The 19,408-nt window shown below is 69.8% G+C and carries 24 protein-coding genes; 12 read left to right on the plus strand and 12 right to left on the minus strand.

Features of this window, described 5'->3' with window-relative positions; all coding sequences use genetic code 11:
* Positions 1-43 precede the first annotated feature (43 nt).
* Together LT965_RS06475 and glmM are read left to right on the plus strand one after the other, a co-directional pair.
* Positions 44-472, plus strand: a complete 429-nt coding sequence (locus LT965_RS06475) for a hypothetical protein (protein ID WP_232703203.1) — start codon at positions 44-46, stop codon at positions 470-472.
* Positions 469-1,833, plus strand: a complete 1,365-nt coding sequence (glmM, locus tag LT965_RS06480; protein WP_232703204.1) for a phosphoglucosamine mutase — start codon at positions 469-471, stop codon at positions 1,831-1,833. The genes LT965_RS06475 and glmM overlap by 4 nt, the downstream gene beginning before the upstream one ends.
* Positions 1,834-1,849: 16 nt before the next feature.
* On the opposite strand, the gene LT965_RS06485 is transcribed toward glmM, so the two are convergent.
* The 5 genes from LT965_RS06485 to fer all read right to left on the minus strand — a co-directional run bounded on the left by LT965_RS06485 (position 1,850) and on the right by fer (position 5,887).
* Complete coding sequence (locus LT965_RS06485; RefSeq protein ID WP_232703205.1) at positions 1,850-2,971, minus strand: DUF7118 family protein; 1,122 nt, start codon at positions 2,969-2,971, stop codon at positions 1,850-1,852.
* Positions 2,972-3,226: 255 nt separating this feature from the next.
* Entirely contained in the window at positions 3,227-3,589 is a 363-nt protein-coding gene (hisI, locus tag LT965_RS06490; protein WP_232703206.1) for a phosphoribosyl-AMP cyclohydrolase, read from the minus strand.
* A 45-nt stretch (positions 3,590-3,634) separates the two neighbouring features.
* Positions 3,635-4,567, minus strand: coding sequence for an A24 family peptidase (locus tag LT965_RS06495; protein WP_232703207.1), 933 nt, complete (start codon positions 4,565-4,567; stop codon positions 3,635-3,637).
* A gap of 116 nt (positions 4,568-4,683) precedes the next feature.
* Positions 4,684-5,319 carry a phosphoribosyltransferase gene (locus LT965_RS06500; RefSeq protein ID WP_232703208.1) on the minus strand — a complete coding sequence of 212 codons (636 nt, stop codon included), beginning with the start codon at positions 5,317-5,319 and terminating at the stop codon, positions 4,684-4,686.
* Between the two features lie 178 nt (positions 5,320-5,497).
* The gene (gene fer / locus LT965_RS06505; protein ID WP_232703209.1) at positions 5,498-5,887 is read right to left on the minus strand and encodes a ferredoxin Fer; all 390 of its coding nucleotides are present in this window, start codon (positions 5,885-5,887) and stop codon (positions 5,498-5,500) included.
* Positions 5,888-6,030: 143 nt separating this feature from the next.
* Here fer and hisA point away from each other — a divergent pair, with 143 nt between their 5' ends.
* Positions 6,031-6,756: a 1-(5-phosphoribosyl)-5-[(5-phosphoribosylamino)methylideneamino]imidazole-4-carboxamide isomerase gene (gene hisA / locus LT965_RS06510; protein WP_232703210.1), complete on the plus strand. Its 726-nt coding sequence runs from the start codon at positions 6,031-6,033 to the stop codon at positions 6,754-6,756.
* A 10-nt stretch (positions 6,757-6,766) separates the two neighbouring features.
* On the opposite strand, the gene LT965_RS06515 is transcribed toward hisA, so the two are convergent.
* Positions 6,767-7,081, minus strand: coding sequence for a DUF7344 domain-containing protein (locus LT965_RS06515; protein ID WP_232703211.1), 315 nt, complete (start codon positions 7,079-7,081; stop codon positions 6,767-6,769).
* A 238-nt stretch (positions 7,082-7,319) separates the two neighbouring features.
* Here LT965_RS06515 and hisB point away from each other — a divergent pair, with 238 nt between their 5' ends.
* On the plus strand, positions 7,320-7,907 hold the full coding sequence (gene hisB, locus LT965_RS06520; RefSeq protein ID WP_232703212.1) for an imidazoleglycerol-phosphate dehydratase HisB: 588 nt from the start codon (positions 7,320-7,322) through the stop codon (positions 7,905-7,907).
* Here hisB and LT965_RS06525 read toward each other — a convergent pair.
* On the minus strand, positions 7,904-8,485 hold the full coding sequence (locus tag LT965_RS06525; protein WP_232703213.1) for a DUF8528 domain-containing protein: 582 nt from the start codon (positions 8,483-8,485) through the stop codon (positions 7,904-7,906). The two genes, hisB and LT965_RS06525, sit on opposite strands and share 4 nt — an antisense overlap.
* 79 nt (positions 8,486-8,564) lie before the next feature.
* Between LT965_RS06525 and trpY the strand changes: the two genes are divergently transcribed.
* The gene (gene trpY, locus LT965_RS06530; protein ID WP_232703214.1) at positions 8,565-9,068 is read left to right on the plus strand and encodes a TrpY family transcription regulator; all 504 of its coding nucleotides are present in this window, start codon (positions 8,565-8,567) and stop codon (positions 9,066-9,068) included.
* A 16-nt stretch (positions 9,069-9,084) separates the two neighbouring features.
* On the opposite strand, the gene LT965_RS06535 is transcribed toward trpY, so the two are convergent.
* Positions 9,085-9,375, minus strand: a complete 291-nt coding sequence (locus LT965_RS06535) for a hypothetical protein (RefSeq protein WP_232703215.1) — start codon at positions 9,373-9,375, stop codon at positions 9,085-9,087.
* 85 nt (positions 9,376-9,460) lie between these two features.
* Here LT965_RS06535 and LT965_RS06540 point away from each other — a divergent pair, with 85 nt between their 5' ends.
* The 3 genes from LT965_RS06540 (at position 9,461) to LT965_RS06550 (ending at position 13,183) form a co-directional block, all read left to right on the plus strand.
* Positions 9,461-10,081: an IMPACT family protein gene (locus LT965_RS06540; protein ID WP_232703216.1), complete on the plus strand. Its 621-nt coding sequence runs from the start codon at positions 9,461-9,463 to the stop codon at positions 10,079-10,081.
* A 68-nt stretch (positions 10,082-10,149) separates the two neighbouring features.
* On the plus strand, positions 10,150-11,118 hold the full coding sequence (locus LT965_RS06545; RefSeq protein ID WP_232703217.1) for a phosphotransferase family protein: 969 nt from the start codon (positions 10,150-10,152) through the stop codon (positions 11,116-11,118).
* Positions 11,119-11,155: 37 nt separating this feature from the next.
* Positions 11,156-13,183: a S9 family peptidase gene (locus LT965_RS06550; RefSeq protein WP_232703218.1), complete on the plus strand. Its 2,028-nt coding sequence runs from the start codon at positions 11,156-11,158 to the stop codon at positions 13,181-13,183.
* Between the two features lie 160 nt (positions 13,184-13,343).
* On the opposite strand, the gene LT965_RS06555 is transcribed toward LT965_RS06550, so the two are convergent.
* Both LT965_RS06555 and upp read right to left on the minus strand, forming a co-directional pair.
* Positions 13,344-13,580 (minus strand): DUF7569 family protein, encoded by a 237-nt coding sequence (locus LT965_RS06555; RefSeq protein ID WP_232703219.1) that lies wholly within the window; start codon positions 13,578-13,580, stop codon positions 13,344-13,346.
* Positions 13,581-13,687: 107 nt separating this feature from the next.
* A complete protein-coding gene (gene upp, locus LT965_RS06560) occupies positions 13,688-14,368 on the minus strand; it encodes a uracil phosphoribosyltransferase (RefSeq protein ID WP_232703220.1) in 681 nt (226 codons plus the stop codon).
* 117 nt (positions 14,369-14,485) lie between these two features.
* Here upp and LT965_RS06565 point away from each other — a divergent pair, with 117 nt between their 5' ends.
* Both LT965_RS06565 and LT965_RS06570 read left to right on the plus strand, forming a co-directional pair.
* On the plus strand, positions 14,486-15,169 hold the full coding sequence (locus tag LT965_RS06565; RefSeq protein ID WP_232703221.1) for a DUF5828 family protein: 684 nt from the start codon (positions 14,486-14,488) through the stop codon (positions 15,167-15,169).
* An 85-nt stretch (positions 15,170-15,254) separates the two neighbouring features.
* On the plus strand, positions 15,255-16,430 hold the full coding sequence (locus LT965_RS06570; RefSeq protein WP_232703222.1) for an inorganic phosphate transporter: 1,176 nt from the start codon (positions 15,255-15,257) through the stop codon (positions 16,428-16,430).
* Position 16,431: 1 nt separating this feature from the next.
* Here the strand turns inward: LT965_RS06570 and LT965_RS06575 are convergent, their stop codons facing one another.
* Positions 16,432-17,025, minus strand: a complete 594-nt coding sequence (locus tag LT965_RS06575) for a sensor domain-containing protein (protein WP_232703223.1) — start codon at positions 17,023-17,025, stop codon at positions 16,432-16,434.
* Positions 17,026-17,121: 96 nt separating this feature from the next.
* Complete coding sequence (locus LT965_RS06580) at positions 17,122-18,486, minus strand: hemolysin family protein (protein WP_232703224.1); 1,365 nt, start codon at positions 18,484-18,486, stop codon at positions 17,122-17,124.
* A 107-nt stretch (positions 18,487-18,593) separates the two neighbouring features.
* Here LT965_RS06580 and LT965_RS06585 point away from each other — a divergent pair, with 107 nt between their 5' ends.
* Entirely contained in the window at positions 18,594-18,884 is a 291-nt protein-coding gene (locus tag LT965_RS06585; RefSeq protein ID WP_232703225.1) for a glutaredoxin family protein, read from the plus strand.
* Positions 18,884-19,402 (plus strand): redoxin domain-containing protein, encoded by a 519-nt coding sequence (locus LT965_RS06590; protein ID WP_232703226.1) that lies wholly within the window; start codon positions 18,884-18,886, stop codon positions 19,400-19,402. Before LT965_RS06585 ends, LT965_RS06590 begins: the two co-directional genes overlap by 1 nt.
* Positions 19,403-19,408 lie beyond the last annotated feature (6 nt).

Genomic DNA, 19,408 nt, shown 5'->3' on the forward strand with positions numbered 1-19,408 from the left:
GTTCTCTCGAAAACACTTTGGGGTGGAAGTCGTAGCCCGACGTATGCGACGACGGACGGTGCTCGCTGCTGTGGGTGTGTTCGCCCTCGGCAGCGGCTGTTCGTGGGTCCTCGCCGACGACGCGGTGCGGGTGCGTGTGATGCGTGCCCCCGAGGACCGCGTCGAGGACGCAGACGCACACTGCGGCCTCGGGGAGTCGTTCGTCGTGGACCACCCCGTGCTCGAACGCGTCCTCACCTCCGCGAAGACGGCGCCGGCCGGCGAGTGGGTGACGACCGGCACGAACCGCAAGACTGGCGAGCTCATCGTCTCGGACCTCCGGGAGCACTGCGACGGTGGCGGGGACGTCTACCACTACGACGGCGACACGTTCGTGGTGAGCGTCGAGCGCAACGGCGAGTCGATGTTCCCTGACAGGAGTTCGCCCAGTTCGGAAGCGATTAGGGCAGCGCTCCCCCACAGTTCCCCATGAAGGTGTTCGGGTCGAGTGGGACGCGGGGCGTGGCCAACGAGGAGCTGACACCCGGGTTCGTCCAGCGCGTCGCCAAAGCCGCGGGGTCGGTGTGGCGCGCCGACCGCGTCGCCGTCGCCCGCGACACGCGGACGACCGGCCGGATGCTCGAGAACGCCGCGGCCAGCGGGCTCCAGAGCGTCGGCGCGAACGTCGACCGACTCGGCGTCGTGCCGACGCCGGCCGCACAGGCGTATGGCGAGGCCGAGGCCGTCCCGGTCGTGATGGTGACCGCGAGTCACAACCCCGCGGAGTACAACGGCGTGAAACTCGTCGGTTCGGACGGCGTCGAACTCGCCGTGGCTGACCTCGAACGCATCGAGCGGAAGTTCACCACCGAGCAGTTCGACGACGCGTCCTGGGACGAGGTCGGCGGCGACGTGCGCGTCGAGTCGGCGAAGCGCCGGTACGTCGACCAGCTCCTCGACGCGGTGGACCGCGAGACCATCGCGGCCGCCGACCTGACCGTCGCGCTCGACCCCGGCCACGGCGCGGGCTCGCTCACCAGCCCCGAGTTCTATCGGAAGCTCGGCTGCTCCGTGGTCACCGTCAACGGCCAGCCCGACGGCCACTTCCCCGGCCGGGACCCCGAGCCGGTCCGCGAGAACCTCTCGGACCTCGGGCGCCTCGTCCGGGCGACCGACGCGGATGTCGGCATCGCCCACGACGGCGACGCCGACCGCGCCATCTTCTACGACGAACGCGGCGAGTACGTGGAGGGCGACGCGACGCTCGCCGCGCTCGCGGAGGCCGAACTCGGCGAGGGCGACACCACCGTCTCCGCGGTGAACGTGAGCCAGCGCCTCGTCGACGTCTGCGACCGCACCGGCGCGGACCTCGACCTGACGCCTATCGGCAGCACCCAGATCATGACCCGTATCCAGGAGCTCCAGGCCGAGGGCGAGTCCGTCCCCGTGGCGGGCGAGGGCAACGGCGGCATCATCTTCCCGAACTACCGCCTGACCCGCGACGGCGCGTACACCGGCGCGCGGTTCCTCGAACTGCTCGCCGACCGACCGGCCAGCGAGGTCGTCGCGCCGTACGACGACTACGCCAACGTCCGCATCAACGTCCACTACGAGGACGACGCCCAGCGCGAGGCGCTGCTCGACGCCGCCGAGCAGACCGCCCTGGGCGCCGACGCCGACCGCACCACCATCGACGGCTACCGCCTCGACTACGGCGACTCGTGGGTGCTCGTGCGGCCCTCGGGCACGGAGCCGGTGGTACGCATCTACGCGGAGGCTGGCAGCGAGGAGCGCGCCGACGAACTGGCCAGCGAGTTCGCGACCGCGCTCCGCGCCGCGAAAGCTGGCCTCTGAGCGCCGCTCCGCTCAGTCAGTACGTCTCGAGGGCCTCGCGGAGTTCCCGCTCGGCCTCGCGTGCGGCTTCGAGGTCGTCCTCGACGCCCGCGGCGATCTCCTCCTTCTCGGCTGGCGTGAGTTCGTGTTCGGCGACCGCGGCGGTCCGCAGGCGCTCGTAGTCGTCGTCGCGGACCCGGGCGCGGACCGCGTGGAGCGCGGCGACGACGTCCTCGTCGGCGATCCGCGCGACGACCGACACGAGTTCGTCGAGGCGGTAGCGGAGTTCGTCGGCGGGCGCGGGCGGCCAGCCGACGGTCAGCGGCTCCGCGGAGAGGCGGTCGAGGTACGTCCGGTTGCCGCCGACGACGCGCTTCAGTTCCCGTGGCTGGGCGACGTAGTGGTCGAGTTTCGACGGCGAGTAGTCGGCGTACTCCAGCAACTGCGAGAGCGGTTCGGCGCCCGCCTCGCGGTCCGCGACGAACGCGGCGAGGTCCTCGGGCACCGGCTCGAAGTCGACGAGCGAGTACGAGGCCGCCGTCGCGACGAAGTCGAGGACGTTTCGAGCGGGCGCCTCGGCACGGAGTTCGCGGAACGCCTCGCGGACCGCCTCGTCGTACGTCTCGATCGGGTCCCGGAGCTCCTCGACCGGCGCGTCGAGGTCCGCCGCCCCGAGTCGCTCGAGGCGTTCGAGTCGCTCGACCTCCGTGGCGTGCTCGTCGGCGCGCTCCGCGACCGCCTTGCGGGCCTTCGCGTACCGGTCCCGGGCGTCCGCGAGGTGGTCGAGGCGGCCGACGAGGTCGCGGGCGTCCGCGAGTCGCTCCCGGGCCTCCGCGAAGTCGGCCTCGGAGAGGCGCTTCTTCTTGAACAGTTCGAGGAGTGACTCGAAGACGTCGTACTCCGGGAGGTCCTCGTCCAGTTCCTCGACGTAGTCGACGACGTCCTCCTGGAAGGCGAGGTAGGACTGGAAGTCTCCGGTGCCCGTCGCCGACTCCTCGTACTGGTCGAACAGGCGGTCGAGTTCGTCGAGCGCCGCGCGGAGGGCCTTCAGGCGGGACTCGCGGACGTCCGCGACCGCCTCGGCGGCGTCCTCGCGGGACTGGCGCGCGCGACGGAGGTCGGCGACGAGGCCGTCGGGTGCGGCCTGCGCGTCTGGCATACCTGGAACGTGTGCGCTCTCGCAGATAGGCTTTCTGTCGCCGGGGTTTGGATGGTGGGATGGGTCCGTAACTGGCCCTCACTCCGGGAACACCCAGAAAGCCCCAGTCAGCTACGGGAAGCACGGCGCTGCTAGCACCGCAGGGAGCGGAGCGAGTGCAGCGCGCAGCGAGCCGTGGGAGTGCAGCCACCTGGGGCTTTCTGGGCGTCAGCGAAAGCGGAGACGGATCCCTCTACACCAGGAACAACAGAGAATTCAGTACACGTCGTCGGGGTCGAACACCTTCTCGCCCACGACGTCGCCGTCGAGCGTGCGGTAGAAACACGACTCGTACCCAGTGTGGCAGGCGCCAACGGACTGCTCGACGACGTACAGCAGTGCGTCGCCGTCGCAGTCCACGCGGATCTCCTGGATCTCCTGGGTGTTGCCGCTGGTCGCGCCCTTCTCCCACAGTTCCTCGCGGGAGCGCGAGTAGTAGTGCGCCCGGCCGGTCTCGGCGGTGCGCTCGACGGCCTCGCGGTCGGCGTACGCGAGCATCACCACCTCGCCGTCGGTGTCCTGGGCGACGACGGGGACGAGGCCGTCGTCGCCAAAGTCGAGTTCGACGTCGAAGTCCATACCGGAGGAGCGGGCCGCGAGCGGTTAGTCGTTGCGCGTCGCGGGTCAGACGAAGCCGGTCGCCTCCAGCGCGTACTGGAGGACGTCGCCGCCCGTCAGCGCGACCAGCAGGCCGACGAACAGCGGCACGATGAACGGCACACCCGGGGTGACCCAGACGTCGTCCTGCTCGGTGACGATGTCGAGGCCCTCGCGGAGCTGGGCGGGCGTGGTGCCGTACGCGCTACTGTCGATGTCCTCGAGGAAGGCCGCCGCACCCCAGGGGTCGCCGCTGCCGTCCGTCGCAACGGCGCCGTCCGTCGGGTCGTTGGCCTCCGCGGGGAGCGTGTCGGGGTCACGGAGCGCGGTGTCCGCGCGGAGCTCGTCGAGGGTGACGCCGCGCCACCGGAGGTACATCCGGAGGGCGTCGAGGTCGAGGCCCGAGCGGGTGAACCCGGACTCGCCCTCGAGGAGACTGCCGTGGGTGTCGGTCAGTCGCCCGACGGGGAGGCGGCGACCGACGAACATCACGTAGGAGAACTCGCCGGCGAGCGCGTTCCGAGCACCGAGGAACACCGGGTACGTCAGCCCGATGAGCACCGCGTTCGTGAGCACTGTCATCGAGAACACGCCGAGCACCGTCTGGACGGCCGGGAGTGCGTGGCCCGCCACCTCGTAGTGTGGGTAGGTCGGCATGAGGACGGCCAGCACCATGAGCGCGCGAGCGTCGGCGCCACCGAACCCGCCGACGTACCAGAACGCGTACGCCAGCGGGACGATGAACAGCAGGCTGAACGCGACCTGGACCGCGAACCACCGGAAGCCGTTGGGCGTGCCGAGCGCCACCAGGCCCTCCCAGAGCAGGAGCACGGCGCCGAGCACGACGAACGGGGGCCAGAGGTCGTTCGTGACGCGGCGCGTGTGCCAGTCGCGAATCGCCGCCCAGCCGAGTGCGGGCACGACGAGTAGCCGCAGCAGGTCGGGTATCGAGGCGTCCACTACCGGGTGTCGGGGACGCCGTTCGCTTAGGTGTTACCCTTGAGACTCAGTGCCAGGGGCGCGTCGCGTCGCTCCCGGCGCGTGGGCGCCACCCGGGACGTCTGCGCGGGCCGCCGTTACTCGTCGCCGGACCGCTCGTCGTCGAGGTACGTCATCGCCTCCTCGTCGGAGACCTGTCCGAAGTCCTCGTAGAACTGCCCGACCGCACTGAAGTGGGGCGGGCTCTCGACGGCCACGACCTCGTCTGCGACGACCCAGAGGTCCTCGAGGATGGACGGCGAGCCGACGGGTACAGCCAGCGTCACGCGTTCTGCGCCCATGTCGGCGACCTGCTGGAGGCAGGCTCTGACGGTCGCGCCGGTGGCGATCCCGTCGTCGACGATGACGACTCGCTTCTCCGCGAGGTCCGGTGGTCCCCGGCCGCCCCGGTACTTCTCGACCTTCTCGCGGGCGTTCTCGATCTCGCGCTCGCGGTCGACGTACTCCGACGGGACGCCCAGTCGCTCGATAACGTCCTCGTTCAGCCAGCTACTGCCGTCGCCGGTGGCGGCGCCGATCGCCAGCTCCGGGTTGTCCGGGGCGCCGATCTTCGACGCGACGACGACGTCAAGGCGCGCACCGAGGTAGTCCGCAACTGGGCGTGCGACGGGGAGGCCACCGCGGGGAATCGCGAGGACGACGTCGCCCTCCACGTCCTCCCGGTCGAGGAGGTCGACGAGCTGTCGGCCGGCGTCCGCTCGGTCTCTGAACACGGTGTGAACACCGCCCGAGGGTACGCGTCCCAGTCACTAGGCGTTGGCGCCAAATCGGGGACGACGAAGGAGAGAGCGACAGCCCCGGAACGGCAGCGGGCGTTCGACAGCCCGGTTGACTGCGGGAGTGCAGCCGTCTCGTCGAACCGGGGCGATTCGGTAGCTGGGTGTGCGTCGTTCAGATGACGCGGTTCTGGAGGTAATCGAGGTGCTTGGCGTTGTAGACGATCTTGACCTCGTCGGTCTGCGCCGAGCCGATGCAGGTGAGGCGGACGTTCTTCTCCTCGACCTCCTCGTCGGAGAGGATCTGCTGCATGTCCATGTCGATCTCGCCGTCGAAGACGATGGCCGCGCAGTTCGCACACGCGCCGGCGCGGCACGAGAAGGGCCAGTCGTAGCCCTGCGCCTCGGCGGCCTCGAGGATGTACTCGCCCTCTGCGACGTCGAGGGAGCCGTAGTCCTCGTCGTCGAGGCCCGCGTCGGCAGCCTTCTCGAAGAGGTCGTCGTCGTCCATGTCCCAGCCCTGGTCGTCCAGCGTCTCGTAGTTCAGGTATTCAACCGTCGGCATCGTCCGTGGGTTCGAGGCCCGCAGTCATAGTAGTTTTCGTTCGAAGCGACGGGTTGGTGCGGCGCTACGGCACGTTCGTGGCCGCGAGCGGGGTTCAACGCCGGGCCGCGAGGCTTTTGGTCGGGAAGGCGAAAGCGGGCCCCATGACCTTCGACGCCTTCGAGGTGGTGCCGGCGGTAGACGTCCAGGACGGGGAAGTCGTCCAGCTCGTAGCCGGCGAACGCGGGACCGGCCGGCAGTACGGCGACCCGGTCGAGGCCGCCACGCGGTGGGTCGAGGCGGGCGCCGAGACGCTCCACCTCGTCGACCTCGACGGCGCCTTCGAGGGCGCACGAGCGAACGCCGACGCTATCGGGCGCATCCTCGACGCGACCGACGTCGGCGTGCAGGTCGGCGGCGGCATCCGTACCGTCGAGGACGCCACGGACCTCCTGGAGCGCGGCGTCGACCGCGTCATCCTCGGCACCGCCGCCGTCGAGACCCCCGAGATCGTCGGCGAGATCAGCGCCGAGCACCCGGGCAGCGTGGTGGTGAGTCTCGACGCGAAGGACGGCGAGGTGGTCGTCGAGGGGTGGACGGAGGGCACGGGCCTCGACCCCGTCGAAGCGGCGGGTCGCTACGCCGACCTCGGCGCGGGCGCCATCCTGTTCACGAACGTCGACGTCGAGGGCCAGCAGACGGGCGTCCGGACCGAACCCGTCCGCGAACTCGCAGCGAGCGTCGACATTCCTATCATCGCCAGCGGCGGCGTCGCGGACGTCGAGGACGTCGTCGAACTCAGAGACGCGGGCGCCGCGGCTGTCGTCGTCGGTACCGCGCTGTACGAGGGGAACTTCACGCTCGAAGAAGCGCAGCAGGCAGTGGCGTGAGACCGAGCAGTTAACAGTCCGCGACCGCGTCGATTATCGCCTCGAGTTCCTCGCCGCCCAGGTACTGGACCGTGTTCTCCCGCGCGTCGTAGTCGACCACGCCGGCCGCGTCGAGTCGCGGGAGCGCCGAGTGGTGGAGGTGGACTCGAACGTCGTCCTCGTCGTTCGGGCACTGCTGGCGGACCCGTTTCGAGAGTTCCCGCAGTGACGCCTCGTCGCCGGGCGACGCCCGCAGGTAGGACAGCACCGTGCGCCGGCGGTAGTCGGCGAGGAGTGTGAGCAGTTCGTCTTTCGTCTCGGGGTCGTGGGGGCGTTGTTGTTCCAATGTCGTGATAGAATCGATGGGTTGCTCGTCTTCCCTTGCGTGCCCTGTCCGCACCGGTAACGTATCGTCTGACTGCTGTCAGACACTTAAAAATACTCCCTGATACAACGTGTCGGTGCCCGCCGGCCGGCCGCGACCCATGAGCTATGGCGGCCCGGTGGTCCGAGCGGGCGGCGACGGGCGGCATGGGTTGTACAGCTAGCGGAACGACCTTGTGGGAGCACGAGAACAACGAGTCATGACCGACCGAACGGCGGCCGTGACGCGGGAGACGGCCGAGACGGACATCGAGGTGACCCTCGACGTGGACGGCGACGGCGACAGCACGGTGGAGACGGGAATCGGCTTCTTCGACCACATGCTGACGTCGTTCGCGAAACACGGCCTCTTCGACCTGACCGTGCGCTGTGACGGCGACCTCGAGATCGACGACCACCACACCGTCGAGGACGTCGGCATCGCCGTCGGGCAGGCGTTCGACGAGGCGCTCGGGGACAAGCGCGGCATCGAGCGGTTCGCGGACCGCCGCGTGCCGCTGGACGAAGCGGTGGCGAGCGTCGTCGTCGACGTCTCCGGGCGGCCGCTGTACGAGTTCGACGGCGAGTTCAGCCAGGCGCGCGTCGGCGAGTTCACGAGCGTGATGGCGCGGCACTTCTTCCGGTCGCTGTCGACGCACGCGGGCCTCACGCTCCACTGCGGGGTCGACGGCGAGAACGCACACCACGAGATAGAGGCGCTGTTCAAGGGCGCGGCGCGCGCACTCGACGACGCTACCCGGATCGACGGCCGGCGCTCGGACACGCCCTCGACGAAGGGCGAACTCTAGGCCGTCCGCAGCCCGCCGTTCGTCTCCTCGACGTCGCCGTTCTCGACGGCCGCCTCGACGGCGTCCTCGAACGTGCGTTCGCGGAGGTCGTAGGCGTTCGTCGCGAGCGCTCGCAGGTCGTCTCGGGGCATCGCGCCCTCGCGGTTCTGGAGCAGGCGGATCACCTGCGCGTAGCCGTCCGGTCGCCGCTGTTCGGAACTCGTCGCCGAGCCGCCGGACTGGATAGTGATTCCCTCGCTGTCCGCGTCGCGCTCGCTGGCGCTCTCGCGGGCGGCGTCCGTCTCCGCGGCGGGTTCGGCGTCCGGGACGGCGTCGGCCTCCCTGGCGGAGTCCTGGGTGTCGTTCGCACCGCGTGGGTCCGGGTCCTCGTCTGGCGAGTCGGCCGCGCCCGGGTCGTCGCTGGACGCGGCGGTCCGGTTCGCGTCGTCGAGCAACGGGTCGACAACCGACTGGAGCGTCTCCCGGCAGGCCGAGCAGAGCGCGAGGCGGCGAGCCCCGCCCGCGGCCGACCCGGGGACGACCTCGAAGACGCCCTCTGGCCGCTCGCCACAGAAGTCACAGCTGTCGAGTTGGCGCATACGAGCCACGACGGAGCGGGGGGCCAAAAGTCTGCTCGCCACCCACACCGTTTTCACGGCACGCCGTCTCGGTTCGCGCATGTTCGAGGACATCATGCAGAAGTTCGAGGGGAGCCCCGGCCAGCAGGCCGTCATCCGCCTCCTCCTCGAGCGCGGGTTCTCCGTGAACGACGACGGCCGGGTAGTCTCCGGCGACATCGAGATTCCGTACACGCAGGTCGCCCAGGAGGCGGGCGTCGACCGCCGCGTCGTCGACTCCACGACGGAGGCCATCCTGGCCGACGACGAACTCCGGCGCATCTTCCAGAACATCAGCCAGATCCCGAGCCTGATGGACCTCGCGCCCGTCCTCGACCTCCACGTCGTCACCGTCGAGGTCGCCGACGCCGACGAACCCGGCATCGTCGCGCAGGTCACCGGGTTGCTCGCCGAGCGCGACATCAGTATCCGGCAGACCATCAGCGAGGACCCCGAGTTCACGGACGAACCGCGGCTCTACCTCGTGACCGACGCGGCGCTCCCGGGCGACGTGGTGACCGAACTGATGGCACTGCCGTTCGTGCGGTCTGTCGAACTCTCCTGACGCGGACGCCGGCGTCTCAGTCGCGACGGACGACGCTGGCGATGATGAACAGGTAGCCGACGGTCGTGATGGCGTAGTTGACCGTCAGCAGGAGGACGGCGTCCGCGAAGTCCTGGCGGAACGCGGAGACCGTCGTGGCGATCGCGGCCGCGACGACGATACAGAACCCGATAGAGAGGGTGAGCATCTCGCGGCGCTCCGTCTCCAGGTAGGCGTCGGCGGCGATCGCCACCATCGCCAGCCCCGAGAGCGAGAGCGCGATGCTCGACGCGATGTAGAGGAGGTCCGGCGTCGTCAGCTCGGCCATCTCCCTCCAGATAACGAGAGCGCGGGCATAACCCTTGTGGGCGAAAACCGCAAGCGGCAACTCTCTCGGACCCCGACGCGACAGTGTGACCGACGCGTACCGAACACTCGCGGGCCGCGGCGAGGCCGACTTCGAAGTGCAGGGCTCGGAGTTCCTCGGGTACGCGTCCCCGGCGGCGACCGTCGAGGAGGCCGAGGCGTTCGTCGCCGACGTCGAACAGCGCCACCCGGACGCGACCCACAACGTCCCCTGCTACCGGGTGCGCGTGGAGTCGGGCGGCCCGGGAGGGGGCCACCTCCTGCGGGAGTACCAGTCCGACGACGGCGAGCCGACCGGCTCCTCGGGGAAACCCGCGCTGAACGTCCTCCAGCAGCGCGACGTCGAGAACGCCGTGGTGGTCGTCACCCGGTACTACGGCGGGACGAACCTCGGCGTGGGCGGCCTCGCTCGCGCCTACTCGCGAGCCGTCAAGGAGGCCGTCGACGACGCCGACGTCGTCGAGCAGCGCCCGCAGGAACGCTTCGGCGTCAGCGTAGTGTACGACGACTCTGGAACTGTTCGCGGCATCCTGGAGAGCGCGGACTGCGAGTTCGACGCCGACTACGGCGAGCGCGCGTCCTTCGACGTGACCGTCGCCCGCGACGACGCCGACGCGCTGCGCGAACGCATCCAGGACGCCGTCAGCGGGCGGGCGGACGTGGAGTAGCGTCCGCGAACGAATCACGGACACTGAACGAGGCGTACTTTCTTGCCGCGGCGACCAGTGCTGGGCGTATGAGCGACCCGCTGCAGGCCGCCCTCCACGCCGCGTTCCCGGATAGGCCCGTCGAGTCCGTCGAGGAACGCGACACGCGGCCAGGCAACCGGACGGCGCGCGTCGCGTTCGCGGACGGCGACGTCGTCTACCTGAAGACCGCCACGGACGGCACCCGCCGACTCGTCCGTGAGGCTGCGGCGACCCGGTGTGCCGACGCACGCTGCCCCATCGAGACGCCAGCCGTGGTCGCCGCGGACCCCGACGGCGACCCGCCGTACCTCGCCATGGAGCCGATTCCCGGGATTCCACTTCAGGACCCCTGGTCGAGCGCCGACACCGCGGAACGCGCCAGACTGCTCCGGGAAGTCGGAGAGACGGTCGCGGCGGTTCACGAAGCGGCGTTCGAGCAGCCGGGTCGCATCCTCGGCGGGGACGAGGGTGGCCTTGATCTAGCGGCCGAGAGCTGGTCGGAGACGCTGGCCGCGGACGTCGAGGAGCGGACCGAAGACCTGTTCGCCGCCCGCTTCCGGGAACTCCCGGGTCGGCTCGCGGCCGTCCTCAGGGACGCCGCCCCACTGCTGGACGACGCGCCCGCAGCGCTGCTCCACTGCGACCTCAACCGGTCGAACTGCCGGCTCGACCCGCGCGGGCTGCTCGACTGGGAGCGCGCGCTCGTCGGCGACCCCGGGCTGGACCTGGCGGACGCCGAGAGCCACCTCGTGGAACTTCCGGACGCGGACGAGGCCGAGCGAAGCGTCCTTCGAAACGGCCTCCGCGAGGGGTACCGAGCGTACGCCGACGCCCTCCCAGACGGCTTCGAGCACCGAGAGCCGGTCTACCGTGCCGTCGCGTTCCTGCTGACCCCCCAAACGTTCGAACTGTGGGCGCCGGCGGCAGACCAGCCGACCGAGGAACTCGCCGACTGGGTGCGCGGAGAGTTCGACGAGCGCCTGGACGCCGCCCGCGAGGCCGCGCACTCCGCGTAGCACAAACCATTTCGTCGGGCCGCCCGACCCTCGGGCCATGAACCGCGTCGAGGCCAGCGACTACCACGAGTTCTCGCGGCTCTCCCACCCCGCCGTGTCGCCCGACGGCGACCGTGTCGCCTACGTGCAGCAGACGCCCGACTCCGACACCGACTACGAGGCGACCGTCTACGTCGCGTCCGTCGGCGGCGACGAGTCCCGGCGGTTCACCGTCGCGGAGGGCGTCGACAGCGAACCCACGTGGAGTCCGTCGGGAGACCGCCTGGCGTTCGTCTCGACGCGCGGCGCGGACGACGACCGCCCCCAGATCTGGGTGCTCCCCGTCGACGGCGGCGAGGCCGAGCAGGTCACGGACGTGGTCGGCGGCGTCTCCAGCATCGCGTGGGGGCCCGAGGGCGACCGCATCGCGTTCGTGCAGTCCGTCCGCCCCGAAGAACGCGACGACGACCTCGACCTGGATACCGACGAGGAGTACGAACGGGAGGCGCCCGACCCCCGGGTCATCGACCGCCACGTCTACCGCGCCCACGAGTCGTACGCCGACGGCGCGCGCTCGCACGTCTACCTCGTCGACCTCGGGGACCGAGCGGTCTCCCGCGTCACCGAGGGCGTCGCGGACTGCCTCGGGCCGGCGTGGGGTGCGGACGCGCTCTACTACCCGATCCGTCGCGGGGTGGACGGCGACGGCCGACTGGCGTGGGAGCTGGCGGCGTTCGACCCCGCCTCCGGCGAGGAGACGGTGCTGCGGGACATCGAGGGGTGGGGGCCGACGCTAGCGGTACACGCCGGAGACGGAGGCGATAGTATCGCGTACACGACGACGCCGGCCGACGACCCGACGCTCGCGCAGACCGAGGTCGAGGTGTACGACCGGGCAACAGACCAGGTGGACCAGCTCACCGCTGGCCTCGACCGCACGCTCGAACTGTGGAACGCGAGCCACGCGCCCGAGTGGGGACCCGACGGCGACTACCTCTACGTCTGCACGCCCGACGAGGGTGGCTACGCACTGCGGCGCATCGGCGACGACGGCGTGACGGTCGTGCTGGGCGGCGACCGACACGTCCACGGCTTCTCCGTCGCGCGGGACACCGTCGGGGTCGTCCAGTCGGAGTGGGACCACACGGGCGACGTCGTGGCGGCGACGCCGGGCGGCGCCGAGGAGAACCGTCTCACGCGCGTCAACGCGGCGTACCTCGACGACCGGGCGGTCCGCCAGCCCGAGGAACTGTGGTTCGAGGGGCCGGACGGCGAGGAGGTGCAGGGCTGGGTGCTGACGCCGCCGGATTTCGACCCCGGGGAAACGTACCCGTTGGTCGTGGAGATCCACGGCGGTCCCCACCGGATGTGGTCGACGTCGGGGTCGATGTGGCACGAGTTCCAGACGCTCGCCGCCCGCGGCTACGTCGTCTTCTGGTGCAACCCACGGGGCTCGGCGGGCTACGGAGCGGCGTTCATGCGCGCCATCGAGCGCGACTGGGGCGACGTGACCCTCCAGGACGTGCTGGCGGGCGCACGGCAGGTCGCCGACCGCGACTACGTCGGTGACGACGCGTTCGTCACCGGCGGGAGCTTCGGCGGGTTCATGACCGCGTGGGCGGTCGGCCACACGGACTTCTTCGACGCGGCGGTCGCCCAGCGCGGCGTCTACGACCTCACCGGGTTCTACGGCTCCTCGGACGTCTACAAGCTCGTCGAGGGCGACTTCCGCGCGGTCCCCTGGGCGGACTACGAGTTCCTCGCCGAGCAGTCCCCGGCGACGTACGCCGACCTCGTGGACACGCCGACGCTCGTCGTCCACGCCGAGGACGACTACCGGACGCCCGCGAACACTGCCGAACTGTTCTACCGCGCGCTGCGACAGCAGGGCGTCGACACGCGGCTGGTCCGCTACCCCCGCGAGGGCCACGAACTCTCGCGCTCGGGGGAACCCGGGCACGTCGTGGACCGCATCGAGCGCATCGCGCGCTGGTTCGACGGCTACTCTAGCCACCACGACGCGCCGCGGGCGCTCGACAGGGAGCGCGGCGACGGCCTCTCCGCTGGCGAAGAGGACGAGAAGTGAGGAACACTCGGTAGTTCTCGGGAGCGCTACTGGGGTACGTTTCCACGGGAGTTCTGAGCCGGGAAACCGCGGTACGGGGCGGTGGGGCGGAGGTGAAGCGAAGGGGTTCGAACGGGGCGGCCGGGCGGCGTTTTCTCGACCCGAAATCGTCCTTCGTCGCTCAGTCGACGATGATGTCGGTTCCCTCGCTGGCCGGCTGGGGGCCGGTGTCCGTCTCGGGTTCCTCGGGGCGCATCTTCTCCTCGTAGCGGTCGATCCAGTTCGCGAAACACTCCGGGCAGAGCTGCTGGCTGTCTATCTGGGAGCGGTCGACGGTCACGCGGACGGTCCGCGACAGCGGGTTCGCCACCTCGTCCCCGCACCAGTCACACGGCTCCGTGTCGGTGTCGTCACTCATGGCGTGGACGTGGACGGGTGGCATCTTCAAGTTGCGGGTCACCGGTCGCGGCCCGGAGGCGACCGTGTGCACCGACTGGAGCCACGGCTCTCGCGGAGCGACCGCGGTTACGTCGTGCGGAACGCGCGGTCGCCGGCGTCGCCGAGGCCGGGGACGATGAAGCCGTCGTCGTCGAGGTGGTCGTCGATGGCGACGGTGAGGAGGTCGGCCGCGGGGAACTGCTCGCTGACGCGGAGCAACCCGTCGGGAGCGCTCACGGCCGACAGCACGAACAGGTGTTCGACGTCGTCGGGCGCCTCGTCGGTGACGTAGTCGAGGACGGTGCACATCGTCGACCCCGTGGCGAGCATCGGGTCGGCGACGATGACGGTGTCGTCCGAGGAGATCTCGGGGAGTTTCACGTAGTCGATGGTGATGGGGAACTCGCCGTCCTCGTTCATGCCCGCTTCCTCGTCGCGGCCCGCGCTGATGACGCCCTGCTTCGCGCGCGGAAACGCCTTCAGCAGTCCCTCGACGAACGGCGTGGCGGCCCGCAGTACGTTGATGATGACGACGTCGTCGAGGCCCTTCACGCGCTCGCCGGTGGTCTCGGTCAGCGGCGTCTCGATGGAGACGAACTCCGTGTCCATCGCGCCGTCGATGATCTCGTAGCCGGAGATGCGGCCGAGTTTCACGAGGCCCTTGCGGAAGCCGACCTGCTCGGTCTCGACGTCGCGGAGTCTGGAGAGTGTGTCTTTGGCCAGCGCGTGCGTGATGACGTGGGCGTCGCCGCGGTCTTCGATGGGCATACCTAGTGGCGGACTCCGCGACTGCATAAAACCCGCTATGGCTCGCGAGCAGCGTGCGACGTGCCCACACGAGGCCGACAAGGGATTTAACCCTCGACACACTAGGACCGGACAACCATGGAGGAGAGTGTCGCCGGGTTCAAGCGGCGCGGCGACTGGGGAGACATCGTCGAACACGGTGAACGCGTCACGCACGCGCTCCGGGAGGCCGGCGCCGAGGACGCGTACGCCGAGGCGTTCGACGAGTGGGACGAGTGGCGACCGAAGTCCCACGAGCGCATCGAGGACGAGGTCAACGAGAAGACCGCCGACCAGGCGAGCGTCGACGAGGGCGAGGGCGAGAAGGCCGGGAAGGCGCCCAACGAGGACCTCCAGACCGCGGGCGAACAGCTCACGGAGTCCTACGAGCGACTCGGCGACGGCGAGGAAGAGGAGGCCGTCGACAAGTGGCAGGACTCCCTCGGGCACGTCAAGCGCGCGGCGGACACCGCCGGCCGGAAGGTGCTCCGGAAGGTCGAGAACGCCGTCTACCAGAACGTGATGACGCAGGTCGCGCCGTACTACTTCGACAACGACCTCGTGAGCGCGAACATCCAGCGCGTACGCAGCCAGGAGGAGTTCACCTTCGAGGTGAACGTCAACGACGACGAGCTGAAGGACGCGGTCCGCGAGTACCTCCACTCCTTCGAGGACATCGAGCGCTGGCACGTCGACACCGAACGCGAGACAGACACCGCCGAGGCCGCCGAGGGCGTCGAACCACCCGAACAGAACGGCGACGCGAAGTCGACGACGAACTGAGTTATCCCCTCGCCGTGCCCCGAGAAGCAGCGAGGGACCGCTGTGTCGGTACTCTCTTGGTCGGGGCACCCTGAGGTGGGGGTCAATGAGTGGAACGGCCCTGGCGACGCTCGTCGTCGCAGCGCTCGCGAGTCTGTTCATGGCGTGGGCCATCGGCGCCGGCTCCTCGGGGTCGACGCCGTTCGCCCCGGCGGTCGGCGCGAACGCCATCACTGTGATGCGCGCGGGGTTCGTCGTCGGGATTCTCGGGCTCGCCGGCGCGGTCTTCCAGGGCGCGAACGTCTCCGAGGCCGTCGGACGGGAGCTCATCGTCGGCGTCACCCTCTCACCGGTGGCGGCGACGACGGCGCTGTTGACCGCCGCGGGCCTCGTCGCCATCGGCGTGTTCGCAGGCTACCCGATAGCGACCGCGTTCACCGTCACGGGCGCCGTCGTCGGCACGGGGCTGGCGATGGGCGGTGGCGCGGCGTGGGCGAAGTACCAGCAGATCGCGGCGCTGTGGGTGCTGACGCCGTTCGTCGGCGGCGGTATCGCCTACGGCATGGCGAGCGGACTCCGCTCGCTCGACGTCGACCGCGTCACCGTCCCCGTGCTCGCGGCCGTCGTCGGCGCCATCGTCGCCAACGTCCAGTTCGTCTTCCTCGGCCCGCAGGGCGTGAGCCGGTCGCTCGCGCGGGCGACGGCCGTCGCCGTCGGCGAGTACGAACTCGCCGTCCACCTCGCCACGACGGTCGCGTTCGCGGCGGTCGTCGCCGTCCTGCTGCGCCGCGACATGGACCGGGACGCGGAGCGCGGACAGCGCCACTTCCTGCTCGCGCTCGGCGGCCTCGTGGCGTTCTCCGCGGGGGGCAGCCAGGTCGGTCTCGCGGTCGGCCCGCTGCTCCCGCTGGTCGGCGAGGACGTGTCGCTGACGTACGTCCTCCTCGGAGGTGGCATCGGCCTGCTCGCCGGGTCGTGGACGGGCGCCCCCCGGATGATCAAGGCGCTCGCCCAGGACTACTCCTCGCTGGGCCCGCGGCGCTCGATCGCCGCGCTCATCCCGAGTTTCGCCATCGCCCAGACGGCCGTCTTCTTCGGCATCCCGGTCTCGTTCAACGAGATCATCGTCAGCGCCATCATCGGGTCGGGCTACGCGGCCTCCACCGGCGGCGGCGTCAGCAGCACCAAGATGGCCTACACGGCGCTCGCGTGGGTCGCGTCGCTCGCGCTCGCGCTCGGCGTCAGCTACGGCGCGTTCGTCGCCGTCGACGCGGTCCTCTGAGTCACTCCGCCGACGGGAACTCGAGGACGAAGGCGGTGGTCCGAGCGGCCGTCCGCCCGATGCCGCCGACGACGACCGCCCCGACGACGGCGACGACCACGCCTGCGGCGGCGAAGAGGAGCGCTACACCGAGCGTCTCGACCTCCCCCACGCCGGTGACGCCGACGGTCACGTCCGGGTGGTCGTAGTAGAACGGGGTCCCCAGGAGAGTCCCCGACAGCGTGAGCCACGTGACGACGACGGTGAACCCCGCGACGCCCACGACGAACCGGGCCAGCAAGTAGAACACCGCGCGGTAGCCCGACGGGTGGGTGAGTTCTGCGAGCGCCAGTGCGAGCATGCCGCCGTCGCTGTCGGGGCCGTCGAGGCGCGCCACGGGAGTACCGAACAGTTTCGCGCCGAGCGCCGCGTCCGCGACGGCGACGCGGCGCGCGAGGGGGGCCGCCCCGGCCAGGACGAACACGCCGACGACGAACACCAGCAGTGCGGCGCCCGCGGAGAGGGCCGCGACGACGAACGTGAAGTAGGCGATGCCGAGCGGGAACGACAGGAGGAGGTAGGCTGTCGAGCGGGGGACGTCACCGGGGAGGGCCATCGATAGGACGGACTCCAGGCCGACTCATCAAAGTTCTTACGAGAACGAGTGTGTCGTGGCTGTGTTCGCCCCGTCGACTCGCTGGAGGGCGTTCGCCTAGCGCTCGCCGTCGGCAGCGAGCGACTCGTGGTCGACGTCCTCGGCTTCCTCGGGCGGGAGTCGTGCGACGCGGGCCTTCATGATGCGCGTGTTCTCGACGTGTTCGACGGTGAGTTCGACGTTCTCGAAGCGGAACGACTCGCCCTCCTCGACGAGACGGCCGGCGCGGTTGAAGATGAACCCCGCGATGGTCTCGAACTCCTCGCCCTCCGGCAGTTCGATCTCGAGAGCCTCGTTGACCTCCTCGATGTTCACCTCGCCGCGCACGCGCACGGTTTCCTCGTCGACGAAGTCGAGGGGGAGTTCCTCCTCGCCCTCGAGTATCTCGCCGACGATCTCCTCGGTGATGTCCTCGGTCGTGAGCAGCCCCTCGGTGGTCCCGAACTCGTCGATGACGACGACGAGCTGGACGCGCTCGTCCTGCATCTCCTGGAGCAGTTCGTCGACGTTCTTCGACTCGGGCACGTGGAGCGTCGGCTCGATGAGGTCCTCGAGGTCGACGTTCTCGCTCTCCCCGTAGAGGTACTCGCGGACGAGGTCCTCGAGGCTGACGACGCCGATGACGTTGTCGAGTTCGCCGTCGTAGACGGGGACGCGCTCGTGGCCGGCCTGCGTGCACGTCTGGATGGCCTCCTCGATGGTGGCGTCCTTCGAGACGGCGGTCATGTCGAGACGCGGTGTCATCACCTCCTTGGCGATGGTGTTGTTGAACCGGAAGATGCGCTGGAGCATCTCCCGTTCCTCCTCGTCGATGACGCCCTCGCGCTCCCCCGTCTTGATCATGTCCTGGATCTCCGAGCGCGTGACGTAGGACGTCTCAATGGCGGCCCGGCCGCCGGTCACCTGGTTGACGACCCGGGTCAGGTAGTCGAAGGTGACGACCAGCGGGTAGAGGAAGCGCTCGGACCACTGCAGCGGCCCGGCGATGGTGAGCGCCCACGACTCCGTGTTCTCGACGGCGTATGACTTCGGCGCGCTCTCACCGAAGAGGAGGACGAGCGCGGTGACGCCGAACGTCGCCGCGAGCACCGCCTGCCCCTGGGAGAGATAGTAGCCGAGCAGGCCGGTGGCGATAGAGGACATCGCGATGTTCACGAGGTTGTTGCCGACGAGGATCGTGACGAGCAGCCGGTGGGGATCTTCCTTCAACTCCGCGACCGCCTCCGCACCGGGCCGCGCCTCCTCGCGGAGCACGTCGATGCGGTGGCGGGCCAGCGAGAACATGGCGATCTCCGAGGAGGAGAAGAACCCCGAGAGCACCATCAGGACGATCATCGTGACGATACCGCCGCCGACGATCACGTTCTGCGTGAGTTCGACGCCGAACAGCGCTACCGCCAGCGGAGACAACAGTGAGCCCATTCCGTAGAGGCTGTTTTCTGCCGGGCGAATTAATACTTTGCTCAACGAAGCCGCGGCGACCGCCGCGGGCGAAGCGTTTACCCGGGAATCGGGCGAAGAAGACGGACATGAGCGCGCGAGAGACACCACCACGACCGGCCCACAGCGACGCCCACCTCACGCTGTACAGACTGCAGGCGTGTCCGTTCTGCGAGCGCGTCGTGCGCAAACTCGACGAACTCGAGATCGACTACCACTCGCGGTTCGTGGAGCCGCTGCACTCCGAGCGGAACGCCGTCCAGCGGATCGTCGGCGTGCGCACGGTCCCCGCCATCGTCGACGACGAGACGGGCGTGGCGATGGCCGAGAGCGCGAACATCGTGGAGTACCTCGACCGGACGTACGGAGGGGGTGCGTGATGGACCTGGAGTTCGACGTCGTCGACCTCCCCGAGGCCGACCACGTCGAGGTCGGCGACGAGGCCCCCGAGTTCACTCGCCCGCTCGTGAACGCCGAGTACTGGGAGGACGTGGCGCTGTCGGACCTGCTCCCCGACGGACCGGTGTTGCTCGTGTTCACGACGATGGACGGCGCGTTCCCCGCGACGTACGTCTGGAACGAACTCCGCGACAGGGGCGTCGAGGAGTACGGCGCGCAGGTCGTCGGGGTCTCCGTCTCCTCGCCGTACGAACACAAGACCACCATCGAGGAGCGCGGCATCGAGCAGTTCACGGGCCTGTTCAGCGACCCCCAGAACGGCGTCGCGGAGGCGTTCGGCGTCGAGAACGACCTCGACGGGATGGCGGGCGTCAGCGAACCGCGGCCCGCGGTGTTCCTCGTCGAACCGGACCGCACGGTGTCGTACGCGTGGGTCGCCGAGGAGTGGCCGGAGTTCCCGGACTACGACGCCGTCGAGGCGGCGCTCGCGGACCTGTAACCCTTT

Source organism: Halobacterium wangiae, assembly GCF_021249345.1.
Classification (GTDB): Archaea; Halobacteriota; Halobacteria; order Halobacteriales; family Halobacteriaceae; genus Halobacterium; species Halobacterium wangiae.

What these genes read in the sequence shown, in the direction of transcription:
- glmM (WP_232703204.1), top strand. Translation starts at nt 469, where the DNA reads ATGAAGGTGTTCGGGTCGAGTGGGACGCGGGGCGTGGCCAACGAGGAG.
- LT965_RS06580 (WP_232703224.1), bottom strand. Translation starts at nt 18,486, where the DNA reads ATGGGCTCACTGTTGTCTCCGCTGGCGGTAGCGCTGTTCGGCGTCGAA.
- LT965_RS06525 (WP_232703213.1), bottom strand. Translation starts at nt 8,485, where the DNA reads ATGCGCCAACTCGACAGCTGTGACTTCTGTGGCGAGCGGCCAGAGGGC.
- upp (WP_232703220.1), bottom strand. Translation starts at nt 14,368, where the DNA reads ATGCCCATCGAAGACCGCGGCGACGCCCACGTCATCACGCACGCGCTG.
- fer (WP_232703209.1), bottom strand. Translation starts at nt 5,887, where the DNA reads ATGCCGACGGTTGAATACCTGAACTACGAGACGCTGGACGACCAGGGC.
- LT965_RS06485 (WP_232703205.1), bottom strand. Translation starts at nt 2,971, where the DNA reads ATGCCAGACGCGCAGGCCGCACCCGACGGCCTCGTCGCCGACCTCCGT.
- LT965_RS06565 (WP_232703221.1), top strand. Translation starts at nt 14,486, where the DNA reads ATGGAGGAGAGTGTCGCCGGGTTCAAGCGGCGCGGCGACTGGGGAGAC.
- LT965_RS06575 (WP_232703223.1), bottom strand. Translation starts at nt 17,025, where the DNA reads ATGGCCCTCCCCGGTGACGTCCCCCGCTCGACAGCCTACCTCCTCCTG.
- LT965_RS06475 (WP_232703203.1), top strand. Translation starts at nt 44, where the DNA reads ATGCGACGACGGACGGTGCTCGCTGCTGTGGGTGTGTTCGCCCTCGGC.
- hisI (WP_232703206.1), bottom strand. Translation starts at nt 3,589, where the DNA reads ATGGACTTCGACGTCGAACTCGACTTTGGCGACGACGGCCTCGTCCCC.
- LT965_RS06535 (WP_232703215.1), bottom strand. Translation starts at nt 9,375, where the DNA reads ATGGCCGAGCTGACGACGCCGGACCTCCTCTACATCGCGTCGAGCATC.
- LT965_RS06570 (WP_232703222.1), top strand. Translation starts at nt 15,255, where the DNA reads ATGAGTGGAACGGCCCTGGCGACGCTCGTCGTCGCAGCGCTCGCGAGT.
- hisA (WP_232703210.1), top strand. Translation starts at nt 6,031, where the DNA reads ATGACCTTCGACGCCTTCGAGGTGGTGCCGGCGGTAGACGTCCAGGAC.
- LT965_RS06585 (WP_232703225.1), top strand. Translation starts at nt 18,594, where the DNA reads ATGAGCGCGCGAGAGACACCACCACGACCGGCCCACAGCGACGCCCAC.
- LT965_RS06550 (WP_232703218.1), top strand. Translation starts at nt 11,156, where the DNA reads ATGAACCGCGTCGAGGCCAGCGACTACCACGAGTTCTCGCGGCTCTCC.
- hisB (WP_232703212.1), top strand. Translation starts at nt 7,320, where the DNA reads ATGACCGACCGAACGGCGGCCGTGACGCGGGAGACGGCCGAGACGGAC.
- LT965_RS06590 (WP_232703226.1), top strand. Translation starts at nt 18,884, where the DNA reads ATGGACCTGGAGTTCGACGTCGTCGACCTCCCCGAGGCCGACCACGTC.
- trpY (WP_232703214.1), top strand. Translation starts at nt 8,565, where the DNA reads ATGTTCGAGGACATCATGCAGAAGTTCGAGGGGAGCCCCGGCCAGCAG.
- LT965_RS06545 (WP_232703217.1), top strand. Translation starts at nt 10,150, where the DNA reads ATGAGCGACCCGCTGCAGGCCGCCCTCCACGCCGCGTTCCCGGATAGG.
- LT965_RS06555 (WP_232703219.1), bottom strand. Translation starts at nt 13,580, where the DNA reads ATGAGTGACGACACCGACACGGAGCCGTGTGACTGGTGCGGGGACGAG.